At 73.2% G+C, this 16,943-nt stretch carries 14 protein-coding genes; 5 read left to right on the top strand and 9 right to left on the bottom strand.

The genetic code is table 11. The features are described 5' to 3' along the window. Positions 1-29 precede the first annotated feature (29 nt). On the top strand, positions 30-1,331 hold the full coding sequence (locus ACZ7C5_RS24975) for a diacylglycerol/lipid kinase family protein (protein WP_470323495.1): 1,302 nt from the start codon (positions 30-32) through the stop codon (positions 1,329-1,331). Then, positions 1,324-1,914, top strand: a complete 591-nt coding sequence (locus ACZ7C5_RS24970) for a phosphatase PAP2 family protein (RefSeq protein ID WP_401078747.1) — start codon at positions 1,324-1,326, stop codon at positions 1,912-1,914. Before ACZ7C5_RS24975 ends, ACZ7C5_RS24970 begins: the two co-directional genes overlap by 8 nt. Positions 1,915-2,070: 156 nt before the next feature. Here ACZ7C5_RS24970 and ACZ7C5_RS24965 read toward each other — a convergent pair whose 3' ends face one another. Both ACZ7C5_RS24965 and ACZ7C5_RS24960 read right to left on the bottom strand, forming a co-directional pair. Continuing rightward, complete coding sequence (locus ACZ7C5_RS24965) at positions 2,071-2,751, bottom strand: response regulator (protein ID WP_470323484.1); 681 nt, start codon at positions 2,749-2,751, stop codon at positions 2,071-2,073. Further along, positions 2,748-3,977 (bottom strand): sensor histidine kinase, encoded by a 1,230-nt coding sequence (locus tag ACZ7C5_RS24960; RefSeq protein ID WP_470323483.1) that lies wholly within the window; start codon positions 3,975-3,977, stop codon positions 2,748-2,750. The genes ACZ7C5_RS24965 and ACZ7C5_RS24960 overlap by 4 nt, the downstream gene beginning before the upstream one ends. A gap of 209 nt (positions 3,978-4,186) precedes the next feature. Between ACZ7C5_RS24960 and ACZ7C5_RS24955 the strand changes: the two genes are divergently transcribed. Further along, positions 4,187-4,984 (top strand): ABC transporter ATP-binding protein, encoded by a 798-nt coding sequence (locus ACZ7C5_RS24955; RefSeq protein WP_401078756.1) that lies wholly within the window; start codon positions 4,187-4,189, stop codon positions 4,982-4,984. Then, the gene (locus tag ACZ7C5_RS24950; protein ID WP_470323482.1) at positions 4,984-7,584 is read left to right on the top strand and encodes an ABC transporter permease; all 2,601 of its coding nucleotides are present in this window, start codon (positions 4,984-4,986) and stop codon (positions 7,582-7,584) included. The genes ACZ7C5_RS24955 and ACZ7C5_RS24950 overlap by 1 nt, the downstream gene beginning before the upstream one ends. A gap of 195 nt (positions 7,585-7,779) precedes the next feature. On the opposite strand, the gene glnA is transcribed toward ACZ7C5_RS24950, so the two are convergent. Then, positions 7,780-9,192 (bottom strand): type I glutamate--ammonia ligase, encoded by a 1,413-nt coding sequence (gene glnA / locus ACZ7C5_RS24945; RefSeq protein ID WP_188298585.1) that lies wholly within the window; start codon positions 9,190-9,192, stop codon positions 7,780-7,782. A gap of 273 nt (positions 9,193-9,465) precedes the next feature. Between glnA and ACZ7C5_RS24940 the strand changes: the two genes are divergently transcribed. Then, entirely contained in the window at positions 9,466-9,933 is a 468-nt protein-coding gene (locus ACZ7C5_RS24940; protein ID WP_188298586.1) for an RDD family protein, read from the top strand. A gap of 151 nt (positions 9,934-10,084) precedes the next feature. Here the strand turns inward: ACZ7C5_RS24940 and ACZ7C5_RS24935 are convergent, their stop codons facing one another. The 6 genes from ACZ7C5_RS24935 to ACZ7C5_RS24910 all read right to left on the bottom strand — a co-directional run bounded on the left by ACZ7C5_RS24935 (position 10,085) and on the right by ACZ7C5_RS24910 (position 16,889). After that, complete coding sequence (locus tag ACZ7C5_RS24935) at positions 10,085-10,774, bottom strand: DUF4191 domain-containing protein (protein WP_401078764.1); 690 nt, start codon at positions 10,772-10,774, stop codon at positions 10,085-10,087. Positions 10,775-10,961: 187 nt separating this feature from the next. After that, a complete protein-coding gene (locus ACZ7C5_RS24930; RefSeq protein ID WP_401078767.1) occupies positions 10,962-11,165 on the bottom strand; it encodes a hypothetical protein in 204 nt (67 codons plus the stop codon). Positions 11,166-11,339: 174 nt separating this feature from the next. Next, positions 11,340-12,293: a lipoyl synthase gene (locus ACZ7C5_RS24925; protein WP_401078770.1), complete on the bottom strand. Its 954-nt coding sequence runs from the start codon at positions 12,291-12,293 to the stop codon at positions 11,340-11,342. 168 nt (positions 12,294-12,461) lie between these two features. After that, positions 12,462-13,232 (bottom strand): lipoyl(octanoyl) transferase LipB, encoded by a 771-nt coding sequence (lipB, locus tag ACZ7C5_RS24920; protein ID WP_401079773.1) that lies wholly within the window; start codon positions 13,230-13,232, stop codon positions 12,462-12,464. Between the two features lie 175 nt (positions 13,233-13,407). After that, the gene (locus ACZ7C5_RS24915; protein WP_401078773.1) at positions 13,408-15,333 is read right to left on the bottom strand and encodes a helix-turn-helix domain-containing protein; all 1,926 of its coding nucleotides are present in this window, start codon (positions 15,331-15,333) and stop codon (positions 13,408-13,410) included. A 137-nt stretch (positions 15,334-15,470) separates the two neighbouring features. Next, the gene (locus ACZ7C5_RS24910) at positions 15,471-16,889 is read right to left on the bottom strand and encodes an MFS transporter (protein ID WP_401078776.1); all 1,419 of its coding nucleotides are present in this window, start codon (positions 16,887-16,889) and stop codon (positions 15,471-15,473) included. Positions 16,890-16,943: the final 54 nt, after the last annotated feature.

Below are 16,943 nucleotides of genomic sequence, written 5' to 3'. Positions count from 1 at the left end.
CCCTGCCGGCGGCGCTCGGGGCCGTGGGGATGCTGCTGTTCGCGCTGGGGGAGGGCGGGCTGCTGGTGGTCGCGGCGGGCGTGCTCGGGCTGGTCGTCTGGGCCGCCGGCGTCTGGTGGTTCCTGGCCTACCGGGGCGCGGTCCGGGTGTTCGGGCTGCTCGTCGCGGTCGCGGCGCCGGTCGCGGTGCTGGTGCTCTTCGCCCACCACCGGCTGTGGCTGACGGCCCTGGTCATCGTCCTGTGCTGGGGAGCCGCGCTGGCCCTCGCCCGCGCGGCGCTGCGCAGAGCCGACCCGGAACCGCCGATGCGGGCGGTCGCCGCGCCCGGGCCGCGGCGGCCGGTCCTGTTCATGAACCCGAGGTCCGGCGGCGGGAAGGTCGGCCGCTTCGGGCTGGTCGAGCGGGCGGAGGAACACGGCGCCCGGGTGGTCCTGCTCGACCACTCCGCTCGCACCGATGTCGCCGCGCTGGCCCGTACGGCCGTGGCCGAGGGTGCGGACCTGCTCGGTGTGGCGGGCGGCGACGGCAGCCTGGCGCCGGTCGCGGCCGTCGCCGCCGAGCACGACCTGCCGTTCCTGGTGGTCCCCGCCGGCACCCGCAACCACTTCGCCCTGGACCTCGGCCTCGACCGCGCCGACCCGTCCCGCACCCTGGCCGCGCTGACCGGCGGCGAGGAACTGCGGGTCGACCTCGGCGAGGTCTCGGGCCGGGCCTTCGTCAACACCGTCTCCTTCGGGGTGTACGCCGACATCGTGCAGAGCCCCGGGTACCGGGAGGACAAGGTCGGAACGGTCCTGGCGCTGCTGCCCGAGCTGCTGGCCGGGGAGGGTGTGCAGCGCGTCGACGCCCGGGCCGACGCCACCGTGCTCACCGACCGGCAGGCGCTGCTGGTCAGCAACAACCCGTACGGCTCGACCGAGGGCCTCGGCCTTGGCGATCGCCGCCCCCGGCTCGACGGCGGCGAACTCGGCGTGCTGGGCATCAGGGTGGACGGCGTGGCCGAGGCCGCGGACGTGGTCCTGCGCGGCACCCGGTCCACCGGGCTGCGAGCGCTGACCGCCCAGCGGGTGGAGGTGACGGCGGCCGGGGGCGCGGCCGGGGGCGCCGGCGCGGGCGAGCTTCCGGTGGCGGTCGACGGCGACGCGCTGCGGATGCCCGCACCGGTCGTGTGCACCCTGCACCCGCGGGCCCTGCGGGTCCTGGTGCCGCGCGACCGCCCGGGCCTGCCCGCCCCCGTACCGACGGTGAACTGGCGGCGGCTGGCCGCCCTGGCCTTCGGCCGCGCCGACCGCGGCTCCGACCGGACCTCCAGGGAGCAGAGCCGTGACTGACCCCTCAGCCTCCTCCCCGTCCGCCGTCGGGGCCGTGCTCGACGACCTCCGGGCGGTCGACGGCGCCGTCTACGGGGCCGTCGCCGCCACCCCGACCCCGGCCCTGGACTCCGCGCTGCGCCGGCTCTCGCGGGCCGCCGACCGCTCGAAGATCTCGCTGACCGTCGCCGCGCTGCTCGCCCTGCGCCCCGGCCGCCCCCGGCAGGCGGCGGCGGCCGGAGTCGGCGCGGTGGCGCTGGCCTCGGCGGCGGCGAACCTGGTCGGCAAGCAGCTGGTCCGCCGCCCCCGGCCCGACCGGGAGCGCGCCAGGGTGATCGTCGGCCGGCAGGTGCCGATGCCGGAGTCGGCCTCCTTCCCGTCCGGGCACACGGCCTCGGCGACGGCCTTCGCCACCGCGGTCGGCGTGCTGCTGCCGCCGCTGGCGGTGCCGCTGGGCGCGCTGGCGGCCGCCGTCGGCTACTCCCGGGTCCACACCGGCGTGCACTACCCGGGCGACGTCGCGGCCGGCGCGCTGCTCGGCTTCGCGGCCGCGGTGGCGTCCCTGGCCGTCGTCCGGACCGCACCGCCGTCCGCCCCGGAGTGACCCGCCCGCGCCCCGGCCCGTCCGCCCGATGGCCGCGGAACGCCGCCGCGCGACGGCGGGCGTCACCTCACGTCGACGACATCGAGAACGGCGCCCTCCACGCGGGCGGCGGTGGCGAATCCGGAGCGACCATGGCCGAAGCGAGAGAGGGCTGATTCACCGGTGGTTCATGAGGCCGCTCTCGTAGGCGGCGATGACGAGCTGGGCCCGGTCCCGGGCGCCGAGCTTGGCGAGGAGTCTGCTGACGTGGAACTTGACGGTGGAGTGCGACAGGTGCAGTCCGTCGGCGATCTCCGGGTTGGACATGCCGTTCGCGATCAGGACGAGGACCTCGCGCTCCCGGTCGGTGATCTCGTCGAGACGGCGGTTCGCTCCGACCGCCACCTGGGGGCGCCTGGTGAACTCGGCCACCAGTTTCCGGGTCACGCGGGGGGAGAGCAGAGCCTCGCCGTCGGCGATGACGCCGATGGCCGAGAGGAGGTCCTCCGGTGGGGTGTCCTTCAGCAGGAAGCCGCTGGCGCCCGCGTGGAGCGCGGTGAACACATAGCGGTCGAGGTCGAAGGTGGTGAGGATCAGTATCCGCACCGGTGGCGGGTCTTCGCCGCCGAGCAGTCGCCGGGTGGCCTCGATCCCGTCCATCCCGGGCATCTGGATGTCCATCAGGGCGACGTCGGGCCGTTCCCGTCGGATGACCTCGACCGCCTCGGCTCCGTCGCCGGCCTCGCCGACCACCGTGAGGCCCGGCGTGGTGTCGACGAGCACCCGGAAGCCGGCGCGGACGAGGGCCTGGTCGTCGCAGATCACGACCCGCACGTCCCCGCTCACGTCCCCGCTCACGCCGATTCCCCGGTGGGGAACCGGGCCCAGACGCGGAAGCCGCCGAGCGGGAGGTGGCCGGCGGCGAAGTCGCCGCCGGAGAGCGCGACCCGTTCCCGCATGCCGATCAGGCCGTGACCGACACGGCCGCCAGGGCTTTCGGACGTGACGGCGGGGCCGGGGCGGCCGGGCGGGCCGGCGCGGCCGCGGCCCTCGTCGGTCACCTCGATCTCGATGCCGTCCGGGTGGTAGCTGACCTGGGCCCGGGCGCGGGCGGTCGCAGCGTGCTTGACGGAGTTGGTCAGGGCCTCCTGGACTATCCGGTAGCCGGCCAGGTCGATCGACGGCGGGAGCTGCCGGACGGCGCCCCTGATCCGCAGCTCGACCTGGAGCCCGGTCCGGCCGGTCTGCTCGATCAGGAAGGGGAGGTCGCTCAGGCCGGGTTTCGCCAGGTCCGAGGCGGCTGTCGCGTCGTCGGCGGGTGACTCCTCCCGCAGCACGTCGAGCAGGGCCCGCATCTCGCGCAGCGCCGTGCGGCTGACCGTCTCGATCGCGGTCAGCGCCTTGGCGGCCTCGTCAGGGTGTCCGGTGATGACGTGGCGGCCGACGCCGGCCTGCACGGCTATCACGCCCATGCTGTGGGCCATCACGTCGTGCAGCTCGCGGGCGATGCGCAGACGTTCCTCGATGACCGTCCGCTGCGCCTCCTCGATGCGGGCCTGCGCCTGACGTTCCGCCTGGGACCGCAGCCCGGCGTCGTAGGCGCGCTGTGACCTGATCATCATGCCGGCCGCCCAGAAGGCCACGATCGGCGCGCTCTGTCCCAACCACATCGCGGCCCACGCGTTGTCGAAGGTCACCGAGCTGCCGCCCATCGCCATGCCGACGCCGACGACGGCCTCGGTGAGCACCAGGCCGGCCACGGCCCGGGACCGCGGCTGCGAGAGCGCGAACTGGTAGAGGCACAACGCGACCGCCAGCGACGGGAACTTGACGAACCCGTAGGCCGCCATCGTGGCGTACGTGGCCAGCGACACCCCGAGGGCCGGCCGGGGCCACAGCCGTCTGGCCGCCACCGCGCAGGCCAGCAAGGTCAACAGCGCGTACCAGCCCGGGAGCGGGAGGCCGGCGGTGGCGAGCTGGGCGTCGGTGGGACGCCCCCACAGCAGGAGCGCCATGCCGACCGCGACGTCCAGCCCGACGAGTTGGACGCGGGTCAGCCGTTTGGTGAGCGGGGGCCGAAGCACGTCCTGACGCTAGTCGCGGGCGCGTGGGCGCGTCATCCGTCTGCGGTCGCATCTTCGGACCTGTACCTCGGACCAGGGGCGCACACGGTGTCCGGGCCCGGGGCCCGGACACCGACTCCGTGCCGCGGCCTGATCCGGCGGACCGGCCGCGACCGCCATCGTGGAAAGCCATCCGGCACCTGACGATCTTCGAAGGATGGAGCATCCGCATGACTCTCGACCGAGCACCCGCTCCGGATCAAGCACCGGGTTCCGGCCGGGCACCGGTTCCCGTGTCCGAGCCCGCCGCCCGCGGCGAGAAGATCACCAAGGTCCACGGCACGGGCGACGCGAAGGTCACAGCTCTGGACGCCGTCGACGTCGAGATCGAGGGCGGCGCGTTCACCGCGATCATGGGCCCGTCCGGCTCGGGCAAGTCGACCCTGATGCACTGTCTGGCGGGCCTGGACTCGGTGGACGGCGGCCGGATCTGGATCGACGACATCGAGCTCACCGCGCTGCGCGAGCGCGAGCTCACCGAGCTGCGCCGCGACCGGATCGGCTTCATCTTCCAGTCGTTCAACCTCATCCCGGCCCTGACCGCCCTGGAGAACATCACCCTGCCCATGGCGATCGCGGGCCGCACGCCCGACCGGGCCTGGCTCAACGAGATCCTGGTGACCTTCGGCCTGGCGGACCGGCTGCGCCACCGGCCCTCGGAACTGTCCGGCGGGCAGCAGCAGCGGGTCGCCTGTGCTCGCGCCCTCGCGGGCCGGCCGGAGATCGTGTTCGCCGACGAGCCCACGGGGAACCTGGACTCCCAGGCCGGGACCGAGGTACTGCGGCTGCTGCGCCGGAGCGTGGACGAGCTCGAACAGACCGTCGTCATGGTGACCCACGACCCGACCGCCGCGTCCTTCGCCGACCGCGTGGTCTTCCTCGCCGACGGCCGGGTGGCCGGCGAGCTGCGGTCCCCGACCGCTGAGGCCGTCCTGCACCGGATGCGCCAAGGCGGGGGGCACCGCTGATGCCGAAGGTGGCGCTGCGCGGGATCTTCGCGCACACAGGACGACTCGCGCTGTCCTGCCTTGCCGTGGTGCTCTCGGTGGCCTTCGTCACCGGCACGATGATCTTCACCGGCACGATCAACGGGGCCTTGGACGACGCCGCGGCGGCGAGCGCCCCGGACGTCACCGTCACTGCCCCGCTGCCGGCGGGCACGGGGCCGGCCGAGGCCGGCGACGCGGTGCAGCGGGCCGTGGTCGGCGAGGGCGGCACGCTGCCGGACGCCGACACCCTGGTCGGGAAGGTGCGCGCCGTGCCGGGCGTGGCGGCGGCGTACCCCGACGTCACGGTCGACACCGCGACGCTGACCGACTCGCAGGACAAGGCGATCGACGCGGCCGGCGGGATGTCCGGTTTCGGCGCCAAGAGCAGCATCCCCGTACTGGCGGGCAACTGGTACGACTCCGACCGGTCGCCGGTGCGGCTCGCCGGCGGCCGGGCCCCGCAGGGCCCTGACGAGGCCGTGCTCGACCGCGTCTCGGCGGACCGCGCCCACGTGCGGATCGGGGACACGATCCGGGTGGTCGCCGTCCCCGGCACGTTCGAGGCCAGGGTCACCGGCATCGCCGACTTCAAGGCCGCCAGCCAGGGCAACACCCGCGTCTACGTCGACACCGCCACCGCCCAGCAGCGGCTGCTCGGCAAGCCCGGCGCGGCCACCTCGATCCGGGTGGACGCCGCCGCCGGTGTGACGCCCGCCGACCTCCGTCGCGGCCTCGAGGCCACCCTGGGCGGCGCGGTCCAGGTCCAGGCCAAGGATCCGACCGCCGTGAGCCCGGACAACGGGGCCGGTCAGACCACTGACTTCCTCGGCATGGTGATGACGGGCTTCGCGGTGGTGGCCGTCCTGGTCGGCGTGCTCCTCATCTTCAACACGTTCTCGATGTTGGTCGGGGCCCGGACCCGCGAGCTCGGCCTGCTGCGCGCGATCGGCGCGAGCCGCCGGCAGGTGAACCGGTCCGTCCTGCTCGAAGCCCTGGTCCTCGGCCTCCTGGGCTCCACCCTCGGCATCGGCGCCGGGATCGGGCTGGCCGTCGGGCTGCACGCGGCGATGGCCTCCTTCGGCCTCGACCTGGGCTCGACCTCGCTGGTCGTCGGGCCCGACGCCGTGCTGGTCGGCTACGCCGTCGGCACCGTGGCCACGCTGGCCGCCGGAGTGATCCCGGCGCGGCGTGCGGGACGCATCCCGCCGATGGCCGCTCTCCGCGAGGCGGCCGCGCCGAGCACCCGGCCCGGCCGGGGCCGCACGCTGACCGGCGCGGCGCTGCTGCTGGCCGGGGCCGGTCTGCTGATCGCGGGCCATGCCGCGACGGCGCCGGGCATGATCCTGACCCTGATCGCCTTCTTCCCGCTCGGGCCCGCTCTCGTCCGCGGCGTCGTCCCGGTCCTGACGGCCGCCTTCCCGCGGCTCTTCGGGCCGATCGGCGCGATCGCCGCCGGGAACACGCTGCGCAACCCGCGCCGCACTGCCGCCACCTCTGCCGCGCTGATGATCGGCATCTGCGTGGCAACGGCGATGGCCGTCTCGGCGGCCTCCGCCTCGGACTCCATGGCGGCTCGCACCGACCGGATGCTCGGCGCGGACTTCATCGTCAGCGGACAGCACTCGCAGGCGCAGTTCGGGCCCGAGGCCGCCGAGGCGGCGCGGCGCGTACCGGGAATCGGCGAGATCGTCAGGGAACGGGTCACCAGGGCCACGCTCACCGCCGGAGCGACCACGCTGTCCACCACCGTCTACGGCGACGAGCCCGGTTTCCCCACCGCGATGCACGAGACCTACCCAGCGGGCGACCCGCAGGCCGCGCTCGCCCACGGCCGGATCGTCCTCGTGGACGCCATGGCCGAGCGACTCGGCGTCGGCATCGGCGACCACGTCACCCTCGCCGGACCGGGCAGCCGCCCGGTGACCCTGACGATCGGCGCCGTTCAACGCCAAGAACCGCCCGGCATGTCGATGGGCCGGGTACGACTCGCGCCCAGTGTCGGATTCGACGTCCTGTCCACCCTGGCTCCCACCGCCTCCGACACCACCCTGTTCGCCTTCGCGGCCCGCGGCGCGGACCCGACAGCGGTCGGGAAGGCGCTCACCACGGCGCTGGCCGGGTATCCGCAGCTGGCCGTGCAGGACCGGGCGGCCTACAAGGCATCCGTCCGAAACAGCGCCGACCGGATGCTCTCGATGGCGTACGGGCTCCTGACCCTCGCGGTCGTCATCGCGGTGCTGGGCGTGGCCAACACGATGGCCATGTCGGTCGGGGAACGGACGCGCGAGATCGGCATGCTGCGCGCGGTCGGCGCCTCACGCCGCGAAGTCCGCCGCATGGTCCGCTTGGAGTCGGTCGTGATCACTGCCTTGGGGGCTCTGTCAGGACTGTCGCTCGGCATCGCTTGGGGGATCGCCCTCCATCGAATGGCGGGCGAGGGGCAAACCATCCTGTCAGTGCCCTGGATCACCCTTGCGGAACTGGCGGCGGCTGCCGTGATCGCCGGCGTCCTCGCGGCGCTGACCCCGGCTGTGCGGGCGGCTCGCCTCGGCATCCTGTCCGCGCTGGCCGCGGACTAGAGACGCGCTGCGTTCCCGCTCGGCGGGACCGCGCGGAACGGCTCGAAACCGGGCAGCGTCGCGACACTCTCATTCCACACGGCGAGCCCAGGGCATTCGGCGCGAGTCGGCAGCCGGCGTTTCCGCAGGTCAGCGAGGTGCTGACCTGCGGAAACGTTGAGAGACCGACCTGCGTTCCCGCAGGTCGGAGGCCCTCTACAGGTCGTAGTACAGCTCGAACTCGTGCGGGTGGGGCCGGAGGGCGATCGGGGCGATCTCGTTGGTGCGCTTGAAGTCGATCCAGGTCTCGATCAGGTCCGGGGTGAAGACGTTGCCCGCGAGGAGGTACTCGTGGTCGGCTTCCAGGGCCTCCAGGACGGCGGGGAGGGAGGACGGGACCTGGGGGACGTTGGCGTGCTCCTCGGGGGCCAGCTCGTAGAGGTCCTTGTCGACGGGCTCCAGCGGCTCGATCTTGTTGCGGATGCCGTCGATGCCGGCCATCAGCATGGCGGAGAAGGCCAGGTAGGGGTTGGAGGACGGGTCCGGCGCGCGGAACTCGATGCGCTTGGCCTTGGCGTTGGAGCCGGTGATCGGGATGCGGATCGCGGCCGAGCGGTTGCGCTGCGAGTAGACCAGGTTGACCGGCGCCTCGAAGCCCGGCACCAGGCGGTGGTAGGAGTTCACCGAGGGGTTGGTGAAGGCCAGCAGCGAGGGGGCGTGCCGCAGCAGTCCGCCGATGTAGTAGCGGGCGGTGTCGGAGAGCCCGGCGTAGCCCTGCTCGTCGTAGAAGAGCGGCGAGCCCTCGGTCCACAGCGACTGGTGGACGTGCATGCCCGAGCCGTTGTCGCCGAAGATCGGCTTGGGCATGAAGGTGGCGGTCTTGCCGTTCCGCCAGGCGACGTTCTTGATGATGTACTTGAACAGCATCAGGTCGTCGGCGGCGTGCAGCAGGGTGTTGAACTTGTAGTTGATCTCGGCCTGGCCGGCCGTGCCGACCTCGTGGTGCTGGCGTTCGACCTCCAGCCCGGCCGCGGCGAGTTCCAGCGACATCTCGGCGCGCAGGTCGGCGAAGTGGTCGACCGGAGGGACGGGGAAGTACCCGCCCTTGTACTTGACCTTGTAGCCGCGCACGTCGCCCTCGGCGGCGCCGCTGTTCCAGGCGCCGGCCTCCGAGTCGATGTGGTAGAAGGACGCGTTGGCGCTGGTCTCGAAGCGGACCGAGTCGAAGACGTAGAACTCGGCCTCGGGCCCGAAGAACGCGGTGTCGGCGATGCCGGAGGAGGCGAGGTAGGCCTCGGCCTTCTTGGCGACGTTGCGCGGGTCGCGGCTGTACGCCTCGCCGGTGACCGGGTCCTGGATGAAGAAGTTGATGTTGAGGTGCTTCTCGGCCCGGAAGGGGTCGAGGCGGGCCGTGGCGAGGTCCGGCACCAGAGCCATGTCGGACTCGTGGATGGCCTGGAAGCCGCGGATCGACGAGCCGTCGAACATCAGGATCTCGGACGGATCGAAGGTCGCCGCGGGTACGGAGAAGTGCTGCAAGACGCCCGGCAGGTCGCAGAAGCGGACGTCGACGAACTTGACGTCGTTGTCCTGGATGTACTGCTTCACTTCGGCGGCGTTGTTGAACATCCATCCTCCTCGGTGCGAATTTGGCTCACCATAGGAATGGGTCGTTTCCAGCCGGTGACCCGGTCGTTTCCTAGATGTTAACCACGGCCGCCGCACGGGTGGCAAAGATGGACGGGCCTGTACAAATCGCCTCGCCGAGCTGGGCGTCCTTCCGCAAGTGGTCTGGACCACTTGGAAAGCCCGGGAACGACGGTTCACCCGGTCGGGGGGTGCTGCCCCGGCCGGAGGGGAGCCGGTGGGGGTGCACGCCGTCAGCCCGGTTAGTGTGGATTCGTGGACACCAGAGAAGCGTTGGGATCGTGGATCGACGGCCCCCGGGCGGCCGCCGAGAAGTTGGGCGCCGACTTCGGCTACCGCGGCGAGCGCCTCGGGCTGCCCAAGGAGGGCCCCGGCTCGATCGCCGGCCCCGGCCGGCGGATCGGCGCCCTGTTCGTGGACGGGTGGCTGGTCGCCCTGATCTCGTACGGGCTGATCGCCCGCGGCGACCAGGCCGAGGCCAACCTGTGGACCAGCCCGCTGTTCTTCCTGGTCGCGGCCCTGCTGCTGGCCACCACCGGCACGACGGTCGGCAAGCGGCTGTTCGGCCTCCGGGTGGTCCGGCTGGACGGCAGGCGGGCGACCATCCCGCAGGTCCTGCTGCGCACCCTGCTGCTCTGCCTGGTGGTGCCGCCGCTGGTCTGGGACCGCGACACCCGCGGCCTGCACGACAAGGCGGTCGGCACCGTCGAGGTCCGGATCTAGCGCCCGGGTCGGTGCGGCCACCCCAGGCCCGTACCCCCCGGTTCCCGTAGGACCATCCCGGCCCCATGCGATCACGCCGGTCCCGTAGGACACAGAACGGCCCCGCCGCGGAGCTTCCGCGGCGGGGCCGTTGTCGTCAGGGGAGGGAGGGTCAGCGGGCCTGGCCGCCCTTGGGCATCCGGGCGCCCTTCGGCATCGGACCCTTGGGGATCGGCGCCTTGGAGAGCAGGTCGCCCAGCGCGCGCAGGCGGTCGTTGGTCTCGGTGACCTGGGCGGCGGTGATGGCGCGGGGCAGGCGCATCAGGTGGACCTGGAGCTTCTTCAGCGGGATCTCGCCCTCGCCGGTGCCCACCACGATGTCGTGCACCGGCACGTCGCCGACCACACGGGCCATCTTCTTCTTCTCGGAGGCCAGCAGCTGGCGGACCCGGTTCGGGTTGCCCTCGCCGATCAGCGCGATGCCGGCCCGGCCCACGGCACGGTAGACCGCGTCCTGGTTGCGGGTGACCGCCACCGGCGTCGTGCTGGAGCTCCAGCCGCGCCGGATGTTGTCCAGCACCGCCGCCACGGCCCCCGGCTGCCCCTCCATCTGTCCGAACGCGGCGCGCTCGGCCCGGCGCCCGAAGACGATCGCCATGGCCAGCACGGCCACGATGAAGCCCAGGATGCCCAGGTAGACGGGGTGCTCGATCGCGAAGCCGATGGCGAGGAACACGCCGAAGGTCAGCAGGCCGACGCCGGCGATGATCAGGCCGATCTTGGTGTCGACCTTCTTGGTCATGGTGTACGCCAGACGGATCTGCTTCAGCCGTCCGGGGTTCTCGGATGTTTCCCTCGCCATAACGCTCATGGTACGTGGCACGGGTACGGGATATCCAAGCCCGGGTACCCGTTCGCCCCAACCGTGACCCGAGCGCCCGCACACCGTCGCACAGAGCGACGCCGGGGCCATCGCCGACGCCGAAGCGTCACCGCCGCGCGGACGGCCCGCCCCGTGGCCGCACTGGCAGCCGCACCTACGGCCGCACCTACGGCCGTGTCCCGGCCGGTCCGGACACCCCGGACGACCCCGACACCGCCACCGCCTCGTCGTGCCGGCGGTCCGCCGCGTACCTGCGGTTCTCGCACACCGCCGCCCAGGCGTTGCGCCGTGCGTGCCGCTGGCCGGGAGCGAGCAGGACGCTCTCGGCGAACCGCAGCGCCACCCCCACCGACCGGATCCGCATCCCCATGCCGAACAGCTCCTCTCCTGGCTGTGATGGCCGAGAAGAATCGAACGCCCATCAGGCGTCCAGAGTCCCCACCCCGTGTTACCAGTCCGTGACCAGGCAGTCAAAGCGTGGTGAAAACCGGAAGGGCGGAGCAGTCGCTCCGCCCTTCCATGGCCTGAAACCGACCGCCGGCCGTCAGACAGCCGCCTGCGCGCGCCGCTCCAGCGCCTGCCGGTACAGTCGGCCGGCCCGGTACGAGGAACGCACCAGCGGGCCCGACATGACGCCCGCGAAGCCCAGCTCCTCGGCCTCCTGCTGGAGCTCGACGAACTCCTGCGGCTTCACCCAGCGCTCCACCGGGTGGTGGCGCAGCGAGGGACGCAGGTACTGGGTGATGGTGATCAGCTCGCAGCCGGCGCCGACCAGGTCGGCCAGCGCCTGGCTGACCTCCTCGCGGGTCTCGCCCATGCCCAGGATCAGGTTGGACTTGGTCACCAGCCCGGCCGCGCGGGCCTGGGTGATGACGTCCAGCGAGCGCTCGTAGCGGAACGCCGGGCGGATCCGCTTGAAGATCCGCGGCACCGTCTCGACGTTGTGGGCGAGCACCTCGGGGCGGGAGGAGAAGACCTCGGCCAGCTGCTCGGGCACCGCGTTGAAGTCGGGGATGAGCAGCTCGACGCCGGTGCGGCCGGCCTCGCGGCCCGCGGTCAACGCGTGCACCTGGCGCACCGTCTCGGCGTACAGCCAGGAGCCGCCGTCCGCCAGGTCGTCGCGGGCGACGCCGGTGATGGTGGCGTAGTTGAGGTCCATGGTGACGATGGACTCGGCGACCCGGCGCGGCTCGTCGCGGTCGAACTCGGCGGGCTTGCCGGTGTCGATCTGACAGAAGTCGCAGCGGCGGGTGCACTGGTCGCCACCGATGAGGAAGGTCGCCTCGCGGTCCTCCCAGCACTCGAAGATGTTGGGGCAGCCGGCCTCCTGGCAGACCGTGTGCAGCCCCTCCTTCTTCACCAGCGACTGGAGGGCGTTGTACTCCGGCCCCATCTTCGCGCGGGTCTTGATCCACTCGGGCTTCCGCTCGATGGGGGTCTCGCTGTTGCGGACCTCCAGGCGGAGCAGCTTCCTGCCGTCGGGCGCGACAGCGGACACGTGCGACTCCTAGAACTAGACGGGGTACCCCCAGGGTACGCCTGTGGTTGTGGGGCCTTCGCCGGGCCTGCCGCCCTGCAATCGCAGGGCAACACGGCTACCGGTCGGTAGATTCCCGGTGGCCGCCGTGATCTCCGGCGGCCGCCGGGCGGGCGGGACGGGAGGTGCTCAGCGGCTGAGCGCCGGCTCCGGCAGTTCGGCGAGGACGTCGGCCAGGTGCCGTTCGACCACCGGCGCGGCCTCGGCGACGGACAGCTCGCGCTTCAGCTCGCCGGTGAGCGAGGCCACGCCCGCGTCCCGGATGCCGCACGGCACGATCTTGTCGAACCAGGTCATGTCCGGGGCGCAGTTGAGCGCGAAGCCGTGCATGGTCACCCCGCGGGCGACCCGCACGCCGATCGCGGCGAGCTTGCGGTCGTCACCGCGCTGGCCGGCGTTGGAGGGCGCGTACTCGGGGCCGGCCAGCCGCGGGTCGATGCCCAGTGGCAGGCCCATCCGCAGGGTCAGCCTGCCGATGTCCACCACCTGCGCCGGGTCCACCACGGCGTCCGGGATGGACTCGCCCAGCACCCAGACCCCGCTGCGGCCCTCGACCCGGGCGGTGTCGATGCCGAACCCGCCCGCGGTGCGGATCAGCGCCTCCTCCAGCCGGCGGACGTAGGCGATGACGTCGATCGGGTCGGGCAGCTTGACGATCGGGTAGCCGACCAGCTGGCCGGGGCCGTGCCAGGTGATCTCCCCGCCGCGGTTGACCTCCACCACCGGGGTGCCGTCCAGCGGCAGGTCGGCGGGGTTGGTGCGCTTGCCCATGGTGTACACCGACTGGTGCTCCAGGAGCAGGACGGTGTCGGGGATCTCGTCCGCGACCCGCAGCGCGTGCAGCCGCTGCTGCTCCTCCCAGGCCTCCTGGTAGGGCACCGTCCGCTCACCTATGCCCATGTGGACAAAACGCACGTTCTCGCTCACCGCTGCCGCTCCTTGCCAGGCGTTCGAGACCAACCTCGCCACTGTACGCCCAGCCCGGCGGGACCCCTTCGGCCGCCCGTGGGCAGCCGCCCCGCCCGATCCGGCCCCGTCCGGCCCCGAGCGGACGCCCCGCCCGGCCCCGCCCCGCTCAGCCCGCGAGCAGCTGGAGCCGCAGCGCGAGCTGGAGCTCCAGCGACCGCTCCGGGTGGTTCCAGTCCCGTCCGAGCAGCGCCTCGACCCGGTCCAGCCGCTGGACCACGGTGTTCACGTGGACGTGCAGCTCGTCCTTGGCCCGGGTCAGGCTGCCGCCGCAGTCGAAGTAGGTGCGCAGGGTGCGGACCAGCTCGGTGCCGCGCCGGGCGTCGTACGCCAGCAGCGGGCCGAGCGTCGCGCCGACGAAGCCGTCCACGTCGTGGCCGTCGCCGAGCAGGACGCCGAGGAAGCCGAGCGCGCGGGCCGAGGCGCCCTCCCCGGCCCGGCCGAGCACCCGCAGCGCGCGGACGCAGCGCAGGCCCTCGCCGTACGAGGCGGCGAGCGCGGACGGTCCCGCGGCGGGGCGGCCGGCACCGACGGTGACCGGGAACCCGGCCAGCCGGGCCAGCCGCTCGGCGGCCTGCCTGGCGGTCTCCTCGGGATCGCCGGTGCCCCCGGTGCCACCGGCGCCGCCGTTCTCGGCGGGCACCAGCAGCACCACCGTCTCGGCGTGCTCGGCGCTGACGCCCCGCGAGCCGAACAGGTAGCGCCGGGCGGCGCCCGCCAGCCGTCCCCGGTCGTCGTCCTTCCCGTCGGCCGGCTCCGCGACCAGCACCAGGTGCGGCCGGGCGAGGTCGACGCCGAGCCGGCGGCCGCGCGCGGTGAGCCCGGCCGGGTCGCGCTCGGGCGCGGTCAGCAGGTCGGTGAGCAGTTCGCCGCGGACCCGGTTCTCGGTCTCGGCGACCGAGCGGCGCAGCAGCAGGAGCAGCGCGGTGACCACAGTGGCCCGCTCGAACAGCCGCCGGTCGGCGTCGTCCAGGTCGGGCCGGCCGCGCAGCACCATGGTGCCGATCGCGTCGTGTCCGGCGAGCACCGCGCAGACCCACTGGTCGCCGTGCCGTACGGACCGGCCCTCGGCCCGGGAGGCGGCGACCGCGGCGGTCAGTTCCGCGGCGGGTGCGGAGCGTCCGGCCAGCGGCTCGCCCTCGGCGTCCAGGACGGCTATCTCGCCGCCCAGCAGGACGGCGACGGCGGCGGCGACGTCCGGGACCTCGGCGCCGCGCAGCACCAGGTCGGTGAGCCGGTCGTGGGCCTGCTCGGCGCGCTGGACGGCGGCGGAGTGGGCCCGGACCAGCTCGTTGGCGGCGTTCAGCTCGGCGAGCGCGGCCCGGGTGTCGGCCAGCGACTTGGCGGTGTCCAGGGCGATCGCGGCGTGCGCGGCCAGCGACCAGAGCAGCGCGACCTCGTCGGGGGAGAAGGCGCGCGGTGTGCGGTCGGCGGCGAACAGGACGCCGATGACCCGCCCGCCGATCAGCAGTGGCACCCCGATGATCGCCACCAGGCCCTCGTCGAGGACGCCCGCGTCGATCGTGCCGGTGTGGTGGAAGCGTTCGTCGGCGCGGTAGTCGGGGGTGGCGTACGGGCGGGCGGTCTGGGCGACCAGCCCGCCCAGTCCGTGGCCGAGGCTGAGCCGCAGGGTCTGGAAGAGGACGGAGACCGAGCCGTCGGTGACCCGCATGTAGGTGTCGCCGGCGGCCTCGTCCGGCAGGGTCAGGTACGCGGTGTCGGTGCCGAGCAGCATCCGGGCCCGGCGGACGATCGCCTGGAGCACGGTGTCCAGGTCCCGGGACGCGGCGAGGTCCCCGGCGGTGTCGAAAAGGGCCGTCAACTCCGCCTCGCGGCGCCGGTGTTGACGCAGGGTGCGGTGGACCCGCAGGGCCTGCCAGGTGGCGTCGTCGATCTCGGCGAGGACGGCGGCCGACGCACCGCGGCGGCGGGCGTCGGCCAGCACGTCGGCGAAGTCCTCGGTGGCGGCGCCGGAGGCGAGCAGGTCGAGCAGCCGCCGCAGCGCGGGCGCGGCGCTTTCGTGAGGGTGGTTCATGGTGCGTGCTGCCAATCGGCGTCGGTTCCGTCGGTTCCGAGAGAGCGCGATCGTACCGGCTCGGGACTCGGGCGACGGCGGGCTTCCCGGCGGGCTCGGGACTCGGGCGACGGCGGGCTTCCCGGCGGGCTCCGGGCTCAGGCGACGGCGGGCTTCCCGGTGGAGGCGGCGTCCGCCTCCTGGCCGTGCTGCCCGTCCGCTCCCGCGGTCCCGGCGTCCGGCGCGTCCTCCGCGACCTCCGCGAGGTCCAGGCCCCTGGTCTCCCGGCCGCAGAGCACCGCCAGCACGGTGATCGCCGCCGCGATGGCCACGTACACCGCGATGGGGGTGGCGCTGCCGTAGTCCTTGAGCAGCGCGGTGGCGATCAGCGGCGCCGGGGCGCCGGCCGCCACCGAGGAGAACTGGGCCCCGATCGAGGCTCCCGAGTAGCGCATCCGGGTCGCGAACAGCTCGGAGAAGAAGGCGGCCTGGGGCGCGTACATGGCGCTGTGGAAGACCAGGCCGACGGTCACGGCGGCGACCAGCGAGCCGAAGGACCCGGTGTCGATCATGCCGAAGAAGACGAAGGCCCAGACGCCCACCCCGACCGCGCCCACCAGGTACACCGGCTTGCGCCCGACCCGGTCGGACAGCGCGCCGAACAGCGGGATCAGCGCGAACTGGATCGCGGAGGCGATCAGGACGGCGTTCAGCGCGGTCTGCTTGGAGAAGTGCGCGTGGGTGACGGCGTAGGTGAGCACGAAGGTCGTCATCACGTAGTAGGAGATGTTCTCCGCCATCCGCGCGCCCATGGCCACCAGCACCTCCCGCCAGTGGTTCCGCAACACCTCGACCAGCGGCGGCCGTTCGGCGCTCCTCCGCTCCTTCTCCCGCTTCTGCTTCGCCGCCAGCGCCTGCTTGAACAGCGGCGACTCGTCCACCGCGAGCCGGATCCACAACCCGACCACGACCAGCACCGCCGACAGCAGGAACGGCACCCGCCAGCCCCACGCGAGGAACTGCGCGTCCGACTGCACCGTCGTCAGCAGCGACAGCACCCCCGCCGCCAGCAGGTTCCCGGCCGGTGCCCCGCCCTGCGGCCAGGACGCCCAGAACCCGCGCCGCCGCTGGTCCCCGTGCTCCGACACCAGCAGGACGGCGCCGCCCCACTCGCCGCCGAGCGCGAAGCCCTGCACCAGCCGCAGCGCCGTCAGCAGCACCGGCGCCGCGGCCCCGATCGAGTCGTACGTCGGCAGCAGCCCGATCGCGGTGGTCGACCCGCCCATCAGCAGCAGGCTCACCACCAGCAGGCGCTTGCGCCCGACCCGGTCCCCGAAGTGCCCGAACACCAGCGCCCCGAGCGGCCGCGCGGCGAACCCGATCGCGTAGGTCAGGAAGGACAGCAGGGTCCCCGTCAGCGGGTCGCTGTGCGGGAAGAACAGCTTCCCGAACACCAGCGCCGCCGCCGTGCCGTACAGGAAGTAGTCGTACCACTCGATGGTCGTGCCGATCAGGCTCGCGGCTACCACTCTCGGGAGTGAGCTGCTCGCCGTCGTACCTCGCGCAGAGGCGTTCATGGCCACCACTTCCAGAACCAGGGGGAGACGATGTCGCCACAAGGTAGGAAGCAC

The sequence above is a fragment of the Kitasatospora sp. NPDC036993 genome (genome assembly GCF_055607525.1).
Note: the sequence above shows the minus strand (reverse complement) of the source record. Positions and strands in the feature narration are given on the sequence as shown.